The 19,997-nt window shown below is 59.5% G+C and carries 17 protein-coding genes; 6 read left to right on the forward strand and 11 right to left on the reverse strand.

Features of this window, described 5'->3' with window-relative positions:
• Window positions 1-8 precede the first annotated feature (8 nt).
• The 7 genes from CER19_RS28625 to puuE all read right to left on the reverse strand — a co-directional run bounded on the left by CER19_RS28625 (window position 9) and on the right by puuE (window position 6,402).
• A complete protein-coding gene (locus CER19_RS28625) occupies window positions 9-377 on the reverse strand; it encodes a hypothetical protein (protein WP_133298345.1) in 369 nt (122 codons plus the stop codon).
• A gap of 44 nt (window positions 378-421) precedes the next feature.
• A complete protein-coding gene (locus tag CER19_RS19195; RefSeq protein WP_003192826.1) occupies window positions 422-1,765 on the reverse strand; it encodes a nucleobase:cation symporter-2 family protein in 1,344 nt (447 codons plus the stop codon).
• Between the two features lie 177 nt (window positions 1,766-1,942).
• Window positions 1,943-3,226, reverse strand: a complete 1,284-nt coding sequence (locus CER19_RS19200) for a urate hydroxylase PuuD (protein WP_116667580.1) — start codon at window positions 3,224-3,226, stop codon at window positions 1,943-1,945.
• Window positions 3,227-3,277: 51 nt separating this feature from the next.
• Window positions 3,278-3,781, reverse strand: coding sequence for an ureidoglycolate lyase (locus tag CER19_RS19205; protein ID WP_014719295.1), 504 nt, complete (start codon window positions 3,779-3,781; stop codon window positions 3,278-3,280).
• 145 nt (window positions 3,782-3,926) lie between these two features.
• Window positions 3,927-4,922 (reverse strand): allantoicase, encoded by a 996-nt coding sequence (gene alc, locus CER19_RS19210; RefSeq protein ID WP_014719294.1) that lies wholly within the window; start codon window positions 4,920-4,922, stop codon window positions 3,927-3,929.
• A 41-nt stretch (window positions 4,923-4,963) separates the two neighbouring features.
• Entirely contained in the window at window positions 4,964-5,479 is a 516-nt protein-coding gene (uraD, locus tag CER19_RS19215; RefSeq protein WP_116667581.1) for a 2-oxo-4-hydroxy-4-carboxy-5-ureidoimidazoline decarboxylase, read from the reverse strand.
• Window positions 5,476-6,402 carry an allantoinase PuuE gene (puuE, locus tag CER19_RS19220; RefSeq protein ID WP_116667582.1) on the reverse strand — a complete coding sequence of 309 codons (927 nt, stop codon included), beginning with the start codon at window positions 6,400-6,402 and terminating at the stop codon, window positions 5,476-5,478. Before puuE ends, uraD begins: the two co-directional genes overlap by 4 nt.
• A 440-nt stretch (window positions 6,403-6,842) precedes the next feature.
• Here puuE and uraH point away from each other — a divergent pair, with 440 nt between their 5' ends.
• On the forward strand, window positions 6,843-7,196 hold the full coding sequence (uraH, locus tag CER19_RS19230) for a hydroxyisourate hydrolase (RefSeq protein ID WP_032896006.1): 354 nt from the start codon (window positions 6,843-6,845) through the stop codon (window positions 7,194-7,196).
• Between the two features lie 142 nt (window positions 7,197-7,338).
• Window positions 7,339-12,606, forward strand: coding sequence for a dermonecrotic toxin domain-containing protein (locus CER19_RS19240; RefSeq protein WP_165861650.1), 5,268 nt, complete (start codon window positions 7,339-7,341; stop codon window positions 12,604-12,606).
• Here CER19_RS19240 and CER19_RS19245 read toward each other — a convergent pair.
• Window positions 12,581-13,219, reverse strand: coding sequence for a LysE family translocator (locus CER19_RS19245; protein ID WP_116667585.1), 639 nt, complete (start codon window positions 13,217-13,219; stop codon window positions 12,581-12,583). The two genes, CER19_RS19240 and CER19_RS19245, sit on opposite strands and share 26 nt — an antisense overlap.
• 12 nt (window positions 13,220-13,231) lie before the next feature.
• A complete protein-coding gene (locus CER19_RS19250) occupies window positions 13,232-14,578 on the reverse strand; it encodes an NCS2 family permease (protein ID WP_116667586.1) in 1,347 nt (448 codons plus the stop codon).
• A 290-nt stretch (window positions 14,579-14,868) separates the two neighbouring features.
• Between CER19_RS19250 and CER19_RS19255 the strand changes: the two genes are divergently transcribed.
• Window positions 14,869-15,471: a glutathione S-transferase family protein gene (locus CER19_RS19255; protein ID WP_116667610.1), complete on the forward strand. Its 603-nt coding sequence runs from the start codon at window positions 14,869-14,871 to the stop codon at window positions 15,469-15,471.
• A gap of 9 nt (window positions 15,472-15,480) precedes the next feature.
• Here CER19_RS19255 and CER19_RS19260 read toward each other — a convergent pair whose 3' ends face one another.
• Window positions 15,481-16,377: a LysR family transcriptional regulator gene (locus CER19_RS19260; protein ID WP_116667587.1), complete on the reverse strand. Its 897-nt coding sequence runs from the start codon at window positions 16,375-16,377 to the stop codon at window positions 15,481-15,483.
• Between the two features lie 125 nt (window positions 16,378-16,502).
• On the opposite strand from CER19_RS19260, the gene CER19_RS19265 reads away from it, so the two are divergent.
• The 3 genes from CER19_RS19265 to CER19_RS19275 are packed head-to-tail and all read left to right on the forward strand — an operon-like array spanning window position 16,503 to window position 19,439.
• The gene (locus CER19_RS19265; RefSeq protein WP_003192804.1) at window positions 16,503-17,795 is read left to right on the forward strand and encodes a CitMHS family transporter; all 1,293 of its coding nucleotides are present in this window, start codon (window positions 16,503-16,505) and stop codon (window positions 17,793-17,795) included.
• A 1-nt stretch (window position 17,796) separates the two neighbouring features.
• Window positions 17,797-19,122, forward strand: a complete 1,326-nt coding sequence (locus tag CER19_RS19270) for an acyclic terpene utilization AtuA family protein (RefSeq protein ID WP_116667588.1) — start codon at window positions 17,797-17,799, stop codon at window positions 19,120-19,122.
• On the forward strand, window positions 19,119-19,439 hold the full coding sequence (locus CER19_RS19275) for a hypothetical protein (protein ID WP_116667589.1): 321 nt from the start codon (window positions 19,119-19,121) through the stop codon (window positions 19,437-19,439). Before CER19_RS19270 ends, CER19_RS19275 begins: the two co-directional genes overlap by 4 nt.
• 120 nt (window positions 19,440-19,559) lie before the next feature.
• Here the strand turns inward: CER19_RS19275 and CER19_RS19285 are convergent, their stop codons facing one another.
• Complete coding sequence (locus CER19_RS19285; protein ID WP_116667591.1) at window positions 19,560-19,931, reverse strand: glutathione S-transferase N-terminal domain-containing protein; 372 nt, start codon at window positions 19,929-19,931, stop codon at window positions 19,560-19,562.
• Between the last annotated feature and the right edge of the window lie 66 nt (window positions 19,932-19,997).

The following is a 19,997-nucleotide window of genomic DNA, read 5'->3' on the forward strand; positions in this document are numbered from 1 at the left end:
TTAAAATTTTATGGTTTTTCTTCTACGCAGGCGCTCTGGTGTGGCGCCTTTTGGTTCGCTGCAAAAATCGTCTGTTCGGTCAGCTTTGATGCTTTTAGCAAGAGCTGCGCCAAGGTGTTCAAAAAGCCAAAAAATCCCCGTCGGCTGCAGCGGATGCAGTCGAATTCAGGGGACTTTTGTGCACTTTGGCAGCAAACATCAGGCCGGGATAAGTTGGCCTTGAGGTCAGCTTTTACATTCGCTGTTTTTTTTTGAGTCGATTCGAGCGGGCGCGGAGAATACTGGCTCCCAGGCCTGGGCTCAAGTGCGCTGTAACAGAGCTCGAGGGGCAAGAATGGGGCGCGGCGTGTGGCCGGCCCCATGTCAAGGTTGTGCATGTGGGTGTTCCCTGTTTGTTGTTATTTTTGTACTAACAAAGGAATCAATGCGTATGTGCGACTTCGGGGCGCTCAGCGCCGCCGAGAATGTTGAACAGGATGTTCAGCGACAGCGCGCTGAGGGTGGCCATGGCGATGCCGCTGTGGGTAATCGGGCTCATCCACAACGGCAACTGTGCGAAGAACTCCGGGCGTACCACGGGGATCAGGCCCATACCGATGCTTACCGCCACCAGCAACTGGTTACGGCGGTCGGCGATGTCGGCTTCCTGCAGAATCTTGATCCCGGTTGCTGCCACCATGCCGAACATCGCAATCGCCGCGCCGCCGAGTACCGCAGGTGGAATCGACGCCACCAGATAGGCCGCCTTTGGCAGCAGGCTGAGCACGATCAAGAACGCGCCGGCCATGAGTGTGACCGAGCGGCAGCGCACGCCGGTCATCTGCACCAGGCCGATATTCTGCGCGAAGGAGGAGTGGGTAAAGGTGTTGAAGAAACCGGCAAAGAACGACGCGCCGGCATCACACAGCAGGCCGCGTCGCAGCATCTTCGGCGTGACCTCCTGGCCGGTGATCTTGCCCAGGGCGAGGAACATGCCCGTGGACTCGACAAAAATGATCACCACCACCAGGCACATCGACAGGATCGGCGCCAACTCGAACTTGGGCATGCCAAAGTGTAACGGCGTCACCACCTGCACCCACGGCGCCTGCGCCAGGCCACTGAGGTCGACCATGCCGATCACACCACACAGCGCGTAACCCAGGCCCATGCCGATCAGCACCGAGATGTTCACCCAGAAGCCGCGCATGAAGCGGTTGATCAGCAAGATAGTGCCCAGCACCAGGGCGGCAATCGCCAGGTAGACCGGCGAGCCAAACGTGGCGGCGGCGCTGCCCCCGCCGGCCCAGTTCACCGCCACGGGAAACAGCGAAAGGCCGATGGCGGTGATCACCGTGCCGGTCACCAGCGGCGGGAAAAAGCGCACCACCTTGGACATGAACGGTGCGATGAGCATGCCGAAGAACCCGGCGGCGATGGTCGCGCCGAAGATGCCCTGCAAACCGATGCCGGGCATGCCGGCCATGGCGACCATGCTGCCGACGGCGGCAAAACTGGCGCCCATCATCACCGGCATGCGGATGCCCATCGGGCCGATGCCGAACGACTGCACCATGGTGGCGATACCGGCCACCAGCAGGTCGGCGTTGATCAGAAAGGCGATTTCTTCACGGCTCAAGCCGGCGGCCTGGCCAATGATCAGAGGTACGGCAACGGCACCACCGTACATCAGCAAGACGTGTTGCAGGCCTACCAGAATCAGTTGCAAGAGGGGCAGCCGCACCATGGCGGGCGCGGCAGGAGTCTGCGTTTCTAACTGGGACATGCAACACCTCGAATCTTTTTATTTTTGTGTTGTTTGCAAAGCAATTTTCAAAACACGGCAGATCTCAATTGTGGGAGCTGGCTTGCCTGCGATAGCGCAGGGGCGGCAACTCATCCGGTGACTGACGCACTGCTATCGCAGGCAAGCCAGCTCCCACATTGGTCCTGTGTGAAACAGTCAGTTGGTGCGGGCTCCTTGGTTGATCCAGGTGCCGATCAGGTCTCTTTCCTGCTGGGTCATCTGGGTAATGTTGCCCAACGGCATGATCTGGCTCGCCACGGCCTGCGCTTGAATACGCGCCGCCTGCTGCTGGATCTGTGCCGGTGTGTCGAACATCACCCCAGCCGGTGCGGTGCTGAACAGCGGGCTGGTGGGCTTGGCCGAATGGCACACGGTGCAGCGTTGCTCGATCACATGGTGCACCTGACCGAAGTCGGTCGTGGCCTGGGCCGGTGCCGGTTCAGCGGCGGGGGCGGCAGGCGCCGCGGGTTTCAAGCCACCGCCCAGGGCGGTTTCCGGCAGCGGCTGGTACTCGATCGCAGCAGGCGCCTTGTCAATCGGTTCTGCAGGTTTGGGCCCCGTTACATACGCCAGGCTGATCATCGCCAACGCGCCCACCGGCAAGGTCCACGCATACTTCTGGCTGTCATGCCGGGTGTTGAAATAGTGCCTTACCAGCACCGCCGCCACCGCAATCCCGGCCAGGATCAGCCAGTTGTATTGGCTGCCATAGGTGCTCGGGAAGTGGTTGCTGATCATGATGAACAGCACCGGCAAGGTGAAGTAGTTGTTGTGGCGTGAACGCAGCAAGCCCTTGGCCGGCAGCGCCGGATCCGGTGTGCGGTTCTCGGCGATGGCTGCCACCAGTGCACGCTGGGCCGGCATGATGATACGGAACACGTTACCCACCATGATCGTGCCGATCACCGCACCCACGTGCAGGTAGGCGCCACGGCCGCTGAACACCTTGCTGAAGCCGTAGGCCGCCGCAATCAACAGCACGAACAGGATCAAACCGAGCAGGGCAGGGCGTTTGCCCAGGGCCGAGTCGCACAGGAAGGAGTAGATGAACCAACCGGCGAACAGTGAGCCGATGCCCAGTAATACGCCTTCGGTACCGCTGAGGCTGCTGCCGGGGGCGAGCAGGTACAGCGTTGGGTTGAGGTAGAACACCACGCACAGCAGCGCGACGCCCGACATCCAGGTGAAATAGGCTTCCCATTTGAACCAGTGCAGGTTGTCCGGCATGGTCGGCGGGGCCAGTTTGTATTTTTCCAGGTGGTAGATACCGCCACCGTGGATCGCCCACAAGTCACCGGCCAGGCCGTTCTTGGGGTTGACGCGATTAAGGTTGTTTTCCAGCCAGACGAAGTAGAAAGAAGCGCCGATCCAGGCGACGCCAGTGATCATGTGAACCCAGCGCACGCTCAGGTTCAGCCATTCCAACAGATGTGCTTCCACAGTCTTTACCTCTCGCCTGTCACCCTTGTTGTCGGGTGATCAGACCTTCTCTTATTGGTGGGGGGCGAGGATCAACCGCTCATCCTCTTTGAAAAAATGCTCATCGCAGTTATTGCCTGTGCCACTGCGATCAACCACCAGGAAGTCATCCCGCTTTTCGATCGTCAGCACCGGGTGGTGCCAGACGCCGCGATGGTAATTAATGCCCTGCCTGCCGTTGGTGACGAAGGCGCGGACCAAGCCTGATACAGGTTCATCGCCAAGTGGCGCGACCACGATCAGAAAGGGGTTGCCGAGCAGCGGAATGAAAGCCTGGCTGCCCAGCGGGTGTCTCTCCAGCATGCACACGGTCAGCGGCATGTCCTGCGCGTCGGCGCGGAAGATGCTGATGATGGCGTGGTCTTCCGGCTTCGCGGTGTCGACCGTGGCCAGTTTGTGAAAGCGCATGGTCGACCCGTTGTTGATCATGAAGTGATCGCTGCCATCGGTTTCGATAACGTCTCCGAAAGGGGCGAAGGCTTCTTTGGTCAGGGGTTCGATCATCAATGTGCGCATGGCTGTCTTCTTAATCTTGAGTTGTTATTGGATCTGTGTAGGAGCGAGCTTGCTCGCGAAAAACTCAAGGACACCGCGTTTATCCAGGATGGGCGCGTTATCGTTGACGATCTTCGCGAGCAAGCTCGCTCCTACAGTCTCAGCATTACTTCGATACCTTGCCCAATACGCGCAGGCGACTCACACCACCATCCGGGAACACATTCAAGCGGATGTGGGTAATCGGCCCCAGCGCCTTGATCTGCTCGGCGAAGGTGTGTTCGGCGTGCATTTCCAATTTCTGCGCCGGCAGCAGTTCGCGCCAGAACAGCGACTGGGTTTCGATCTGGCTGTCGGTGCCGCCTTTTACGAAGGCGCCCTGGATCGAGCAGGTGTCCGGGTAGTTGCCCTTGAAGTGCAGGGTGTCGACCACGATTTTCTCGATCTCGCCCGGGTGGCCCAGGGCGACGATCACCCAGTCATTGCCTGGCGTGCGACGACGTGCGGTTTCCCAGCCATCGCCCATGTTGATGCCACGGCCCGGGTTGAGGATGTTGCTCATGCGGCCGAAGTGTTCATCGGAGCAGGCCAGGGCACGGCCGCCATTGAGCGCGGCAGCCAGGTCGACCTGCTCGTTGTCGCCCACCGAAGACCAATCGCGGAACGGCACGCCGTACACACGCAGACGGGCAACGCCGCCATCCGGGTAGATGTTGAAGCGCAGGTGGCTGAACGCCTGGTCGTTGTTGATCTCGTGGTAGTGGTGGCTGTTGCCTTGCAGCTCGACGGCTGACAGTACTTCCACCCACTGGGTGTTGGCATCCGGCTCGCCCGAGGCCAGGAAGCAGGCTTCCAGGGAGGCCGACGGCGGGAAGTTGCCGGTGAAGAATGACGTGTCGATGTCTACGCCTTTGATCGAGCCTGGTACGCCCAGGCGGATCACTGCACTGTCGTAGCCTTCGAAGCGCTTGCGGCGTGACTCCCAGCCGTCCATCCACTTGCCGTTGTCATCGAAAACGCCCTCCTTCCACACGGCCGGGGTCGGCTGGAACAGGCGGTTGGCGTCAGCGAACCAGTCATCGGTCACCGAGATGATCTTGGTGCCCAGGCGGGCGTCGGCCAGGTTGACGAACTTCTCGAAAGGTACGGCGTAAGCTTTCATTCTTCTTGTCTGCCTTAGATAGAGTGGCTGGGGATGGACTGCTAGAGGGTCAGTAAGCGGAACAACGCGATCTTGTTGATCTCGTCCAGCGCGCACTTGAACTCAGCGTCTGCAGAGTTGTGGATGCGCGTTTCGAACGCGGCGAGGATCTGATGCCGGTTGCTGCCTTTTACCGCCATGATGAAGGGAAACTTGAACTTGGCTTTGTAGGCCTCATTCAGCTCGGTGAAGCGAGAAAACTCTTCGGCCGTGCATTGGTGAATACCCGCGCCTGCTTGTTCATCGGTGCTGGCTTGGGTCAGTTGGCCCTGGACGGCCGCACGGCCTGCCAGGTCCGGGTGAGCGTTGATCAGGGCCAGTTGACTGGCATGATCGGCGCTCAACAGGATATCGCTCATGCGCTGGTGCAGGGTTTCGATCTGGTCGATCGACGCGTCCTGGCCCAGGTCGAAGGCCTTTTCGGCCACCCATGGCGAATGTTCGTAGATATCGGCAAAGGCCTGGACGAAGGCGTCGCGGCTCAAGGTCGAAGGTTTCAGGGTCTGGAACGCAGTCATTTCGCCGCTCCCGGGAAAGGGTGGGTTTGGTGCCAGTGCCGGGCGATGTCCACGCGGCGGGTGAACCACACCTGGTCATGGCCTTTGACGTATTCAATGAAGCGCTTGAGCGAGGCCAGGCGTGCCGGGCGACCGATCAGACGGCAATGCAGGCCGATCGATAACATCTTCGGCGCTTCGGCGCCTTCGGCATACAGCACGTCGAAGGCATCCTTGAGGTACTCGAAAAAGTCATCGCCCTTGTTGAAACCCTGCACCTGGGTGAAGCGCATGTCGTTGGTGTCCAGGGTATAGGGGATCACCAGGTGCGGCTTGCCGTTGGGGGTGTTGGGTTCCCAGTAGGGCAGGTCGTCGTCGTACGTGTCGCAGTCGTACAGGAAGCCACCTTCCTCCATCACCAGGCGACGGGTGTTGGGGCCGGTGCGGCCGGTGTACCAGCCCAGCGGGCGTTCACCGGTGAGTTCGGTGAGGATGCGGATGGCTTCGAGCATGTGCTCGCGCTCCTGGGCCTCGTCCATGTACTGGTAGTCGATCCAGCGGTAGCCGTGGCTGCAGATCTCGTGGCCGGCGGCGACCATGGCGCGGATTACATCCGGATGACGCTGGGCAGCCATGGCCACGGCGAAGATGGTCAGCGGGATGTCGAATTCTTTGAACAGCTTGAGGATGCGCCACACCCCGGCACGGCTGCCGTATTCGTACAGCGACTCCATGCTCATGTTGCGCTCGCCTTGTAGCGGCTGGGCCGAGACCATTTCCGAAAGGAAGGCTTCAGACTCTTTGTCGCCATGCAAAATGTTGCGCTCGCCGCCTTCTTCGTAGTTGAGTACGAACGATAGCGCAATGCGTGCGTTGCCTGGCCAGTGGGGGTGAGGAGGGTTACTGCCGTAACCGATCAGGTCGCGTGGGTAGTCAGCGCTCACTGCAGTCTTCCTTCTTGTTCGTGGTAGCTAGGTGTGTGGCGGCCGGGCAGTGGAAAGACTGGGTGGCGTCACAGCGATGAGTGATTGTATACAACTTATCGCAAACTTTGTAAGCCTGCATTTCTGCATTTTTTCTGAACCGTCTCTCTAAAGGTCACTGCAAGAAACTTGCCTGAGTGGTCAGGTTAAAATGAAAAAGCCCACTGTAGGAGCGAGCTTGCTCGCGAAAACCCTGAGGGCGCCACTTTTCATTCTGAGAGCCTGCGTCATCGTTGGCGTTTTTCGCGAGCCAGCTCGCTCCTACAGGGGGTTGAAGCGCTGTGAAATTTATTGTGTACAATTTTTTATAAAAGTGTCTTAATCAGCCATCGCCGGCTTTTTCAGTGCCCTGAAAGAGTGCGGGTTTCTCTATGACTGACTTCGGGAGGCGCATAAAAGCCATGGGACGTTTGACCACACACGTTTTGGACGCCGCGCACGGCTGCCCTGGCAGCGCTATCAAGGTTGAGCTGTACCGCGTCGAAGGCGCGCAGCTTGAGCTTGTCGCTACCGCCACCACCAACAGCGATGGCCGTTGCGACGCACCGCTGCTGCAAGGCGACGACTACCGCAGCGGTGTGTACCAACTGCAGTTCAGCGCCGGTGATTACTACCGTGCCCGTGGCGTGCAGTTGCCAGAGCCGGCTTTTCTGGACGTAGTGGTACTGCGCTTTGGCATCAGTGCCGAACAGGACCATTACCATGTGCCCCTGCTGATCTCGCCTTACAGCTACTCCACTTATCGCGGTAGCTGAGTCGTCACCTTGCTTCACACCCCCAAATGCTCTTCGTTGGTTTCGCCCGCGCACACTGCGGGCTTTTTTTGTTCAACTATCTAGCCCCTTTGAACATCAGTGATGCCTAGGCTGGTTTTTTCCTCATAGAGAAGAAAGCACCATGACCTTGTTTCCTGATCACCCGGGTGTCACACCCTCTTCTGGTGACTTGCTCGACACTACCGATGATGAGCCGGTCGCCCTTCGTGAAGCCGAGTTACAGGCGATGCGCCACCAGCTGAGTGGGCTGATTAACGGCTATACCCATCCCAGCCGTCTGATCAATCAGCTTGATCTTGTTGACTCACGATGCAACGAGTCGGCAAACGCCCTCAAAAAGCTGGTGGGGCGCTCGCCAAGGGTTCTGAAAGTGATCCGCAGCCAACTGCGTAAAGCGTTTGAAATTGACCCGGACAGGCTATTGTTTACCGAGCTCAAGCAACCGCACGCGCCCCAGAAAGTCGACAGCTTGACTGATCGGGCAGTGTTGCTGATGGCCCGCCCCTCGGTGCCTATCAATATCAATCAATTCACAACCCTCAGCGTCAAGGGCGAGCCTGACCGTCAGTTACCCTACACACCGTTGCAAGCCCTGCGGCGAGTCATTGCGTTGGGGCTGTTTGAACGGCTGGGTCGCGCAGTAAGCGAATATTGGAGCTCTCTGGATGACGGCTCTTGGCTCACGCGCCGGGAGCGTTGGGTAGAGTTTAACCAGGCGCTCTTTGCTGACCGGGCGTTTATCGCACGGCAACTGGCCGAGCTATCGCGTGCCGGATTGGCTTTGGTGCAGGCCGTCATCGATGCTCCTACCGCTGAAGCACGTCTTCGCGCAGGAGCAGAGTGGGCCGATGTGCGAGTGGGCCAGTTGATGTGGCCGGGTACGCCTGCGATGGCTATTCCCGGAGCATTGCATTTCTACCGTGAGGGTGACCCCAGCGACGCGCCTCATGTCGTTTACCTGCCCGGCGTGGCCCGAAATTTCTACGAGTATCCCTCCTTCGTCGCGCTTCAGTGCGGCTTGCTGGAGCTGGATAGTCGGCTTCATGACCTCTGGCAGTGTTTGCCATTGAGTCGCCGTCATGTGTTGTGTCGGCCCGCAGAGTTGTCCCCGGTGTCCGGTGTCGCTCGCGGCCTGGAACTCATGGGGGATGCGCTGGCGTTTGGCGCACAGGTGTTGCTGGACGGGCAATGGAGCAATGAATTGGCTTGTGTCGTGAGGATCAATCACGCCTACGTGCCTGCCGCTGAGCGGCCTCTGCCTCTGGAGGCCGCGGCTGTTCTCGCACGTGTGGAGGGTAACAGGCAGCAGCTTATCGGCAGCGCCCGACTTGGCTTCCTTCGTGAGCGGTTGCTCAAGTGGGACCAGCAACGACGTCACGCCGAAATCATCTTTGGCAGTGCTGCGGCAGGGTTGGCCCGGTACACCGTAGAACACCAGGTCAAACGTTACGAAAAAGGATTGGTCGCGTTACTGGATCCGGATGATCTAAGCCGGGATACACCCGAGTATCAGGCGTTTGTTGCGTTGGTGGCCCAGCTCAAGGCCCATAGCCAGACATTGGATAAGTTGGTGCAGGATGCGCAGCAACGGCTGTTCGATGTGGCGTTTTGGGCTGAGCGTCCGGGTGGGGCGGGTACGCTCAGGCGTGGCACGTTGTTTATGAATGCCCAAACCGAAGCGTTACGCTGTGAGGTTCAGTTGCAGCATCGACTCAAGCTCCTGAGCACCGCGCATCGGGATCTGATCATCGAAGTGATTGAGCAGCCTTTGCCGTCCAAACGCCCCGACAGTCAAACCCGGGTGCTGTCGATCGCGATTGGCAACGACCCGGATGCCTTCTACCCACTTCATAACATGTGGGTGGTGACCACAGCCGCGGCGGTGCGGGTGCCACTGCGTCAGCATCCGGTGGTTCTGTACGGCTTTGGGGCGCCGGGTGGGGTGAAGGGCTTTACCAGCCTGGACGCTCTGACTCAAAGCCTCAAGGCGAGCCTTAACAGTCGGGATGACTCCATATTGTGGGGTTATGTCGAGCACGATAAGCGTAACGACTTGCGTGCACATGCGGCGCTTGAAACGTTGGCCGTACGCTACGTTCCGATTGGTGACAAGCCTGCATTGGCTTCGATCAAGAAATTGCTTGGATGCTACAGTCGATTGCACAAAAGCACCGAAGACATCACGCGCTTGTTCAGCGAAGTGAAGGATGCCGAGATGAGCCGCGCCTTGCTGATGATTGACTTGCAAGAGCAGCTTAAGCTTCCCGTCAGTGGTGCCCAGAGCCTGGCCCAGACCAATGTCGAGTTGTTGCGTAAAATTGCACTGCAAGCCAAAAAACTGCCGACATGGCTGGAGCGCGCATCGCGTGACCTGCGTAAAAAATTCAGGCGTTCGCAGCGCCATTACCTGCGCAGCACCTTTGCATTCAAGGCCAGGCTTGAACACCAGTTACCCGATCTGGAAACCTTCGCTCGTCGTGCCTTGACCGCTCGATTGCGGTTGGACGGTATACCCGCGCGGTTCGATGTCGACCAGCCGTACATTGATATGCCCGATGATGTTCAGGGCAGCTATTGTGGATGGACAAGTGGCTGTGTCGTTGGCGATCGCTCAATAAAATTGACCCCGACCCTTGCACGCACCACCTACAGCTTGCTGCAACTCGCGCTGCATAATCTGGACCCGTTGGCCCCCTGGACGCAGTGGCGACTCAATCGCGCCCGTTATTTGCAACCTGAATGGAAAAATCAACTGAATGCTGCTTACTTGATCCGTACGATGTCCGCGCTGGATATCGGTGGTCAGTACGACGCGTTGATCAACCAGGTTTTTTACCCGCCTGGCGATGCCCTCCACACGTTCAGCACAGGGCGTATCCCTGAATTATTGAACCGCACATTACTCGCCGGCGCTCAGCATCATCTGTTGTTGGCCGGGCGTCAGGGGTTGACGGTGGCCGCGCAAAGCATTTTCAACACCGCGATGGCGGCACGAACGTCGCAAGACTTGTTGAAAAACCAGCATGAGTTGCAACTTCATGTGCTTCATCTGGTGGGTCACACGATGGAGCATGACCGCTATATCGCGGGGATAGTGGTTGTGCGAGACCAGCGCTCGGGGCTTTGCGTCGTCTATTGGCCGCACGCTTGGCCTGCGATGGTCCTCACCGAATACAGCAGCCTGCAACACGCCCAGGATGAATTGAACCGTATAGGCGCGCAGCCTGAAAACGCCAAAGTACTGGCGAGTCAGGTCGCGCCCGGCTGGGCATTTCAGGCAGTAAACCATCATCCGGACAAGGTTGATAAGCACGGCACTTCCATCAGTTTGTTCGATCGCATACCGGCTTTTGCCATGGTGAAAGGGATTTGGCAGGGGGGCGAGTTCGTTCGCTCCTTCGGTCGAAAGCACCAGGAGCCGACCGCATTACCCGACGAGATTGAAAAGGTCACCCTTGAGCAGATTGCCAGTGAACCGCAGGGTTGGCTGGCCATTGTAGCTACGTCCCACAGCAATGCTCAGGGGTTGTTGTACGACGCCAACGGGCTGGGGTTGAAACGTCAGGCCCAGGCTGCCAGTCATTCCGGCAAAGCACTGGAGGAATATCGCACCCGTCGCTTGGGCGGGCAGAGCGAAACCACCCAGCGCAGGTTGGTCGGCTTTTTTTCTCCGTTATTCGGAATGTTCAACGATTTCTATGAGTTGCTGCTTGTGGCGCGGCGCTATCACCGCTATGGCGATCCCCACGATGCAATTGACGTGGGCTTTATGAGTGTACTTCTGGCGATTGATCTGTTATCGAACTTTATACCCGGCCCCAAGAAGCGTGGCGGTGTTGTCGTCGGCGTGACACGTCCGAGACCCAAGGCTTTACTGGGGCGAATACACCGCTTGCGCATGACTGCGCGCAGTGGGCTTTCCCGCCTCAAACCGCCCCCCGAGACCCAGCTCAAAGTTTTTGAACGGTTCAAAGTCGAGACGATTCCTGAGGGCGCCGTTGCGTTGAAAGGGCCGGGTGAAAAAGGTGTCTATGTAAAAAGTGGCGAGCGATTTGTCACGGATGACACCCACCATTATCCGGTTTACCGGCGCGACAATGAGCCGTCGTTGCGCCTGAAAAATAAACAGGCACCGGGGCAAGATGAACTGATTTTAACCATCCGCCGGGAGAGAGAGTGGCTGCTTGGTGCGGACGCCCCTCAACCGGTGGCGGGCAGCAGTTCGGCGGCCCTTCATTCGTGGCCTGCGGCCGTGCCAGACTGGCGGCCACCGACTGCGCGCACGGCGACTGAAAACGCTATTCTTCAGTCGTCTGCAATGGGGGACCGTTGGTTCAGTTGGCGTATTTCACCTGAGTTGGATGCGGGTTTTGTTTCCGCGGCGCCAGGGGTGTTTTACATTGGAACGGATGCTCGTAGGGGGCCTCACTACGTTCTCCGGGTGGCCCCTGCTAATACCAACCTAAGGGCTCCTTCGAGCGTTTATTACAGGTTGCTTCCCCACGGTGAGCAGGCGCCGTTGACGGGTATCGTGTTTATCACCAGGGACAGGGCGCCGGCTTCAGCCGCACGGATTGATATTGGACGTTGGACAACCACTGAACTCGCAGAACAACCTCTTCCGGCGTCATATAACACCCTAACGAGCCAATGGCAGTTCCATGCGCCCTTGTTTGACAGGCCACTGGAGCAGCATATCGGCACGGCATTCCCAACCATGACCGCCAATAGCCAAAGGTTCACCGCCGAAAGGCTGATTGAGTTGTCAGGCTCTACGCGCCAGGCAACGGCCACTCACTTGCTCAATGTGCGTTCGACACTGGACACGTGGTTAACCCCGACTCAGGGGAGGATTGGCCAGACAGATGATTTATTGCGAATGTTGCGGCCCACTGAAAAGCCGTACAGCAGGATACACATCGGTTACGAAAGCGAGGCGGCTGGCTTCACCCGTGTTGACTTTCAGGTGTCTGGATTAGACCCTTCGCTTTTATTCGGTGGCCAGTCGGTCGCGGTTGAGCGAAGCACTGCCCAGCGCACGGCACTCAAGAGCGTGCTGGAGCAGCAGGGTTTCAATGTCCGCGAAGTGAAAGTGAAGCACGGTAGGCCAATAGATGATCTGATCGCTACTCATCCCAACTCAAACCAGCTGTACTACGTGTCACCCAGCTGGGTGGAGGAGGGAAGTATTCAGCTAAATACCCGACTCTCGGATCGCTGGTTTACCGACGCACTCAGCAAAAAGGACAATGCGCTTCCATTGGCGGGCGTCAAACGTGCACTCGACGAAGGGCGCCTGGTTCGGATCGTGGCCGGCATTCAATGGCCGACCAAGAGGACGCTCCCTTCCACCGTCTATTTCGTCAAAGTGAACCCCTCGCCCCAATAAGCGACACCGCACCGGCGCAGCCGAACAAGGCGGCGCTGATGCGGTTGAACCAGCTCTGACCTGTACCACTGCGCAAATAGCGCGCCGCGCCTTGGGCACTGAGGCCGTAGGCCAGCTTGCACAGCAGGTCGAGTACAGTCCAGGTAGCGATCATGATCAGCAACTGCGGCAAAAATGCTTGCTGACTATTGAGGAATTGCGGCAGGAAGGCTGCGAAAAACAGGATGTCCTTGGGGTTGCTGGCGCCCAGCACAAAGGCCCGGCCAAACAGCGTGCGGAACCGGGGTGTCCCCGCGGCCGCAGGCACCACGGAGCCCTGGCTCGGCAGGCGCGATTGCTGCCAGCTCTGCCAGGCCAGGTAGAACAGGTACAGCGCACCGACGATTTTCAAGGCACTGAACAGCTGTTCCGAGGCCAGCAACACGGCCCCCAGACCCAAGGCCGAAGCACTCAACAGGCAGATCGACGCAAATACTCCGCCCAAAAACGCCGGGTACGAGCGGCGCAGGCCGTAGTTGAGGCTGTTGCTGATCATCAGCAACGACAGTGGCCCTGGAATCAGGATCACGATCAATGCAGCCCCACTGAACAGCAGCCAGGTATCCAGGTTCATCATTTGCTCCTTTTATAAAAATATGAATTTCGCGATGAAAATCGCGCACAACACCCACAGGCTGACAGAAATCTCGCGGTACTTGCCGGTGCCGGCCTTGAGCGCCACATAGGTGATAAAGCCCAGAGCGATCCCGTCGGCGACCGAGAACGTCAGCGGCATCATGATGGCAGTGACGATCGCCGGAATGCTGTCGGTAGCTTCATCCCAATTGATATGGGCCATGCTCGCCATCATCAGCATCGCTACGTAGATCAGCGCGCCAGCGGTGGCATAGGCGGGAATCATGCCGGCCAGCGGGGCGAAGAACATCGCCGCCACGAACAGCACACCCACCGTTACAGCGGTCAACCCGGTGCGGCCACCGGCTGCCACACCTGCGGCACTTTCTACATAGCTGGTCACCGGCGGTACACCGACCATGGCGCCGAACACACTGGACGCACTGTCAGCCTTCAATGCGCGAGACAGGTTGTCGATCTTGCCATCGGCATTCACCAGTCCTGCGCGTTGCGCAACGCCCATCAGTGTACCGGCAGTGTCGAACATGTGTACAAAAAGAAAGGCAAATACCACGCTGATCATGCTCACATTGAACACACCCATCACGTCCATTGCCATCCAGGTCGGTGCCAGGCTCGGTGGGGTGGCAAGAATGCCGTTGTAGTGCACCAGGCCCAGGCCCCAGCCGGCCAGGGTCACGGCGATGATGCTGATCAGGATGGCGCCGAAGACGCGGTGATAGCTGAGGATGGCGATCAACAGGAAGCACACGGCCGCCAGCAGCGGTGCCGGCTCGTGCAGAGAACCGAGTTTTATCAGCGTGGCCGGGCTGTCGACGATGATGCCGGCGGTTTTCAGGCCGATCACCCCCAGGAACAAGCCCACGCCGGCGCCCATGGCGTGGCGCAGGCTGACCGGAATGCTGTTGAGCAGCCATTCGCGGATGCGCGACAGCGTCAGGATCATGAACAGCACGCCGGAAATAAAAACCGCGCCGAGGGCGGTTTCCCAGGTGTAACCCATGGTGCCGACCACGGTGTAGGTGAAAAACGCATTCAAGCCCATGCCCGGCGCCAGGCCCACCGGCCAGTTGGCGTACAGGCCCATCAGCAGGCAACCCAGCGCCGCCGCGATGCAGGTGGCGACGAAGGCCGCGCCGTGATCGATACCGGCATCGGCCATGATGTTGGGGTTGACGAAGATGATGTAGGCCATGGTGATAAAGGTGGTGAGGCCGGCGATCAGCTCGGTCTTCACTGTGGTGCCATGCAAGCGCAGTTTGAACAGGCGTTCCAGCCAACCGCCTCGGGGCGCGGCCAGGTCCAACGTAGGGGCTTCGGTTTTGCGGCTATCCACAGCGAGTACTCCTCAATCGTTTTATTGTTATTTCCAGCGCCGGTCACATGAGTGGGCAACAGCGCTTTGAGGTACTGGCGGGTTTGTTGACCAAAAGGTCAGGAACTCGCACGAAGCGAATTATGCTTTTGTGTACAAATAAAGCAAATAATGTTTTCGATTGTCTCGGCGAAAAGGGATGAATGGCCCAGGCCAAGGGATTTATTCTGCGCGACGCCTTGAAACAAGCCTTCGATACCCGCACCTTGTGGGCGCAAGCATTCGGTCAGCGCGGCGAAAAGGGGAGCCCCATGTACAAGGTTTATGGCGATTACAAGTCGGGCAATTGCTACAAGGTCAAATTGATGCTCAATCTGTTGGGCATCCCGTATGAATGGATCGATATCGATATCCTCAAGGGCGATACCCAGACCCCGGCGTTCCTGGCCAAGAACCCCAATGGCAAGGTCCCGGTATTGGAGCTTGAAGACGGCACCTGCCTGTGGGAGTCCAACGCGATTCTCAACTTCCTCGCCGATGGCAGCGAATTCCTGCCGACCGAACCGCGCCTGCGTACCCAGGTATTGCAGTGGCAGTTTTTCGAGCAGTACAGCCATGAGCCTTACATTGCGGTGGCGCGGTTTATTCAGTTTTACCTGAACATGCCCGAGGATCGGCTGGAAGAATACAAGACCACCCACAAAGGCGGTTACAAGGCCTTGAGAGTGATGGAGCGTCAGCTTCAAGCCACGCCTTATTTAGTGGGCGAGCAGTTTTCCATTGCCGATATTGCGTTGTATGCCTACACCCATGTGGCCCATGAAGGCGGCTTCGACCTGACGCCGTATCCGGCGGTGCAGGCGTGGTTGCAGCGCGTGGCCAGTTATCCTGGGCATGTGCCGATGCTCGACTGACTCCCACATTCAGCGCGGCGGCGTGTCAGGCAGTGCTTTGTTGAGCAGTTCAAAGCAGCGCTGCGCCGCTGGGCTCAAGCCCATCCCGCTACGGCTGATCAACCCGATCTCCCGATTCACCCCGGGATGATCGATGCTGATCCGCTGCAAACCCTCCAGGCTATCCGCCGCTGACTCCGGCAGCACACTGACGCCCAATCCCTGGCGCACCAAGGCCAACACGGTCGACATGTAATTGGCCTCCATGCCGGCGTTCAGCGTCAGCCGTGTCTCATCGAACAGTGTATCGACTTGCTCGCGCACACTGCTGTCGCGTCCGGTCAGGATAATCGGCTGGTCTGCCAGTTGCTCCAAAGTCAACTGACGATGGCGGGCGAGCGCATGACCCGATGGCACAAACGCGCACAAACGATCATTCAGTACGGGGACGAAGTCCAGGCCGTGGCTCAGGCGGGCGCGCACGCCGATGCCGAAATCCACATCGCCGTTGCGGACCTTTGCATGAATGCGCTGGGCCACCAGGTCATGCAGGCGCACTTCGATGCCGGCAAAGCGTTCGCGAAACAGGCGCAAGGCCGGGGGCAGGGCGCCTGCGCAGACTGAGGGCAGGGCGGCGATGGTCACCACGCCGCGGCGCAAGGCGGCGAGGTCGCGGGAGCCGGTGACGATGTTGTCCAGGTCCAGCAGCAGTTTTTCCATGGGCCCGCGCGCATCCTGGCCTGCGGCGGTAATGCTTACGTGGCGAGGGCTGCGGTCGAGCAAGGCGACGCCGAGCCAGTCTTCCAGTTGCTGCACCTGCACCGTGAGCGCCGACGGCGATAGATGCAACTCGTTGGCCGCCTTGGTGAAGCTGCCCGTACGGACGACAGCGAGGAAGGCTTGAATGTGCTGGATGCTGTTTTTCATGAGCGTCGCTTCATTTTGTTTTTCCGAACACTGGTGGTTGAATATTGCAATTTACAAAGCCTAGCGCGATTCCAATACTCCAGGGAAAACAATAACCGGCCAACCAGGCCGCCCTGGAGTAACCCATGCTCGCAACCCTGGGTGTCATCACCATCCTGTGCCTGCTCGCTGCCGTCATGAGCAAGCGCCTCTCGCCGCTGGTGGCCTTGATCGCCTTGCCGATCATTGCCGCGCTGATCGGTGGCTTCGGCCTGCAAACCAGCGCCTTCATCATTACCGGTATCAAGAACGTCGCCCCTGTGGTTGGCATGTTTGTGTTCGCGATCCTGTTTTTCGGGATCATGACCGATGCGGGCATGCTCGATCCCATCATTGATCGCATCCTGCGTACGGTCGGGACGCGTCCTACACGAATTGTGGTGGGTACCGCGACCCTGGCGTTGCTGGTGCACCTGGACGGCTCTGGCGCGGTGACCTTTCTGGTGACGGTGCCGGCAATGCTGCCGCTGTATACGCGGCTGGGCATCGATAAACGCATCCTCGCCTGCGTGTGTGCGATGGCCGCCGGGGTCAACTTCCTGCCCTGGACCGGCCCGGTGCTGCGCTCGTCGGCGGCGCTGCATGTGCCGGTGGCCGACCTGTTCCAGCCATTGATCCCGGTGCAGATCGTCGGGCTGATCTTTGTCTTCGCCTGCGCCTGGTGGCTGGGCCATCGCGAAGAAAAACGCCTGGGCCTGGGCGCCGGTTCCAGCGTGGAGGCGGTGCCGCAACGAGTGCTCAGCGATGACGACATCACGCTGCGTCGTCCACGGTTGTTCTGGGTCAACCTGATGCTGACCGTGCTGGTGATGGTGGTGATGATCGCCGGCTGGGTCGACCCGGTGGTGATGTTCATGCTCGGCACCGTGGTTGCGTTGTGCATCAACTACCCCAACGTGGACGCCCAGCGTGCGCGCATCGACGCCCATGCGAAAACCGCGCTGACCATGGCCAGTATCCTGCTCGCCGCCGGGGTGTTCACCGGCATCATGCAAGGCACCGGCATGCTCAAGGCCATCGCCGAAGTGGCGGTGGCGCAGATTCCGGCGGGCCACGGCAAGTTGATCCCGGCCGTCGTGGGCTTTTTGTCCATGCCCCTGAGCATGTTGTTTGACCCCGATTCCTACTATTTCGGCGTGATGCCGGTGATCGCCGAAGTCGGCAAGGCCCTGGGCGTCGACCCGCTTCAGGTGGCCCAGGCTTCGTTGCTGGGGGTGCACACCACCGGCTTCCCGGTCAGCCCGCTGACCCCTGCGACCTTCCTGCTGGTGGGCCTGTGCAAGATCGAACTGGCCGATCACCAGCGCTTCACCATTCCTTTCCTGTTTGCCGCCTCGGTGTTGATGACCCTGACGGCGTTGCTTCTGGGAGTGATTTGACATGAACACCTTGCGCATCGGCTCCGGTGCCGGCTACTCCGGCGACCGTATAGAACCTGCCGTGGAACTGGCCGAACACGGCGACCTGGATTACCTGGTCTTCGAATGCCTGGCCGAACGCACCATCGCCCTGGCGCAACAGGCGCGCATCAGCGACCCGCAAGGCGGTTATGACCCGCTGCTCGCTGAGCGCATGCGCCGTGTCTTGCCCTTTGTGGGGCAGGGGACGGGGCGTCGACGTCTGCGCGTGATCACCAACATGGGGGCGGCAAACCCGCTGGCGGCGGCCAGTGAAGTACGGCGCATTGCCGGCGAGCTGGGCCTGGGCCTCAAGGTCGTGGCGGTGGTCGGGGATGACGTGCTGCATACCTTGTCTGCCGAGCAGTTGCTGGATAACGGCCAGACCGTAGGCGCATTGGGTGAGCGGCTGATTTCTGCCAATGCCTACCTGGGCGTGGAGGGCATTGTTCAAGCGTTGCGCGCCGACGCCGATGTGGTGATCACCGGGCGCGTGGCCGACCCTTCGCTGTTCCTGGCGCCGCAGATGTTCGAGTTCGGCTGGGCCTTCGATGATTGGCAACGATTGGGCCGGGGCACGTTGGTGGGGCATTTGCTTGAGTGCGCGGGGCAGGTCAGTGGCGGTTATTTCGCCGATCCAGGCTTTAAGGATGTGGAGGACTTGGCGCGCCTGGGCTTTCCCCTGGCCGAGATCGACGCCGACGGCAATGCCGTGATTACCAAGGTGGCAGGCTCCGGTGGGCGGGTCAGTCGCGCGACCTGCGCCGAACAACTGATTTATGAAGTTCACGACCCTGCGGCGTATTTGACCCCGGATGTGACGGCCGACTTTTCCCAGGTGGGGTTTGTCGAGGAGGGCGTGGACCGGGTGCGCGCTGAGGGGGCGAGCGGGCGTGCTCGGCCTGAACAACTGAAGGTCAGCGTCGGTTATCTGGACGGTTGGATTGGTGAAGGGCAGATGTCTTACGGTGGTCCCGGTGCTGTCGCACGGGCTGAGTTGGCGCGGGAAGTGGTGCTCAAGCGCCTGGCGTTGATCGGCGTCAACATGCAGGACCTGCGCGCCGAGTTGATCGGCATGGATTCATTGCACGGCCCTCGCAGCAGTGTCGAGCCTTGGGAAGTGCGCCTGCGGGTTGCCGCCCGGTGTGACGAGCGCAGCGACGCCGTGCGGGTTGGCAATGAAGTGGAGACCCTCTACACCAACGGCCCGGCCGGCGGTGGTGGGGCGAGCAAGAGCGTGCGTCAGGTGGTGGCGGTGGCGTCGTTGCTGTTGCCCCGTGAAGCGGTCAAACCGAGGATTGAAGAATGAAACTGCACAGGCTGGCCCATTCCCGCACCGGGGATAAGGGCGACACGTCGAACATCTCGATCATTGCCTATCGCGCCGAGGACTACCCATTGCTGTGCGAACAGCTGACGGCCGAGCGCGTCACGGAATTTTTCAAGGATTTGCTCGAACCGCTGGCGGCCCCGGTTCGGCGTTACGAATTGCCGAACGTGCAGGCGCTGAACTTCGTGTTGCCGGGCATTTTGCGTGGCGGCGTGACCCGCTCGCTGGCGCTGGATGCCCATGGCAAGTGCCTGGGCTCGGCACTGCTGGATCTCGACCTGACAATACCGACTTAAGAACACCGCAGAGCAAATGTGGGAGCTGGCTTGCCTGCGATGCGGGCACCGCGGTGCAGCAGATGTACGGCGGTGATGCAATCGCAGGCAAGCCAGCTCCTACATTGACCGCAGCGGGCTTCAGATTGCGGCGAAGCGCTTGTCCAGATAGTCAATGATCACCTTGGAGTCATACATCCAGGTGGTCTGGCCGTTCTCTTCGATGCGCAGGCACGGCACTTTGATCTTGCCACCTTGCTCCAGCAGGGTCTGGCGGTCCTGTTCGTTGTTCTTCGCGTCCTTCAAGGCGACCGGCACATTCAGGCGGTGCAGGGTGCGACGGGTCTTCACGCAGAACGGGCAGGCGTGGAACTGATACAGGGTCAGGTCCCTGGCCGCAGCATTGACCTTGGCCTGTTGCTCGGCCGAGCGTTGTTTTTTACGTGGGCGGGTAAGAAAGTCGCCCGCGATGATGACGTGGCCGAGGCCCACTCGAAGTGCTTTGACGAACATGGCTGAAACCTCTTGCCCATGACTGAGGGGGCGCAGCTTACCTGATTTCTGCAGGCGAAAAAAAAC

It is taken from the genome of Pseudomonas sp. GL93 (assembly GCF_003408955.1).
Classification (GTDB): domain Bacteria; phylum Pseudomonadota; class Gammaproteobacteria; order Pseudomonadales; family Pseudomonadaceae; genus Aquipseudomonas; species Aquipseudomonas paracarnis.

Coding starts and splice junctions, on each gene's coding strand:
- CER19_RS28625 (WP_133298345.1), bottom strand. CDS start 377: ATGCACAACCTTGACATGGGGCCGGCCACACGCCGCGCCCCATTCTTG.
- CER19_RS19195 (WP_003192826.1), bottom strand. CDS start 1,765: ATGTCCCAGTTAGAAACGCAGACTCCTGCCGCGCCCGCCATGGTGCGG.
- CER19_RS19205 (WP_014719295.1), bottom strand. CDS start 3,781: ATGCGCACATTGATGATCGAACCCCTGACCAAAGAAGCCTTCGCCCCT.
- alc (WP_014719294.1), bottom strand. CDS start 4,922: ATGAAAGCTTACGCCGTACCTTTCGAGAAGTTCGTCAACCTGGCCGAC.
- uraD (WP_116667581.1), bottom strand. CDS start 5,479: ATGACTGCGTTCCAGACCCTGAAACCTTCGACCTTGAGCCGCGACGCC.
- uraH (WP_032896006.1), top strand. CDS start 6,843: ATGGGACGTTTGACCACACACGTTTTGGACGCCGCGCACGGCTGCCCT.
- CER19_RS19240 (WP_165861650.1), top strand. CDS start 7,339: ATGACCTTGTTTCCTGATCACCCGGGTGTCACACCCTCTTCTGGTGAC.
- CER19_RS19245 (WP_116667585.1), bottom strand. CDS start 13,219: ATGAACCTGGATACCTGGCTGCTGTTCAGTGGGGCTGCATTGATCGTG.
- CER19_RS19255 (WP_116667610.1), top strand. CDS start 14,869: ATGTACAAGGTTTATGGCGATTACAAGTCGGGCAATTGCTACAAGGTC.
- CER19_RS19260 (WP_116667587.1), bottom strand. CDS start 16,377: ATGAAAAACAGCATCCAGCACATTCAAGCCTTCCTCGCTGTCGTCCGT.
- CER19_RS19265 (WP_003192804.1), top strand. CDS start 16,503: ATGCTCGCAACCCTGGGTGTCATCACCATCCTGTGCCTGCTCGCTGCC.
- CER19_RS19270 (WP_116667588.1), top strand. CDS start 17,797: ATGAACACCTTGCGCATCGGCTCCGGTGCCGGCTACTCCGGCGACCGT.
- CER19_RS19275 (WP_116667589.1), top strand. CDS start 19,119: ATGAAACTGCACAGGCTGGCCCATTCCCGCACCGGGGATAAGGGCGAC.
- CER19_RS19285 (WP_116667591.1), bottom strand. CDS start 19,931: ATGTTCGTCAAAGCACTTCGAGTGGGCCTCGGCCACGTCATCATCGCG.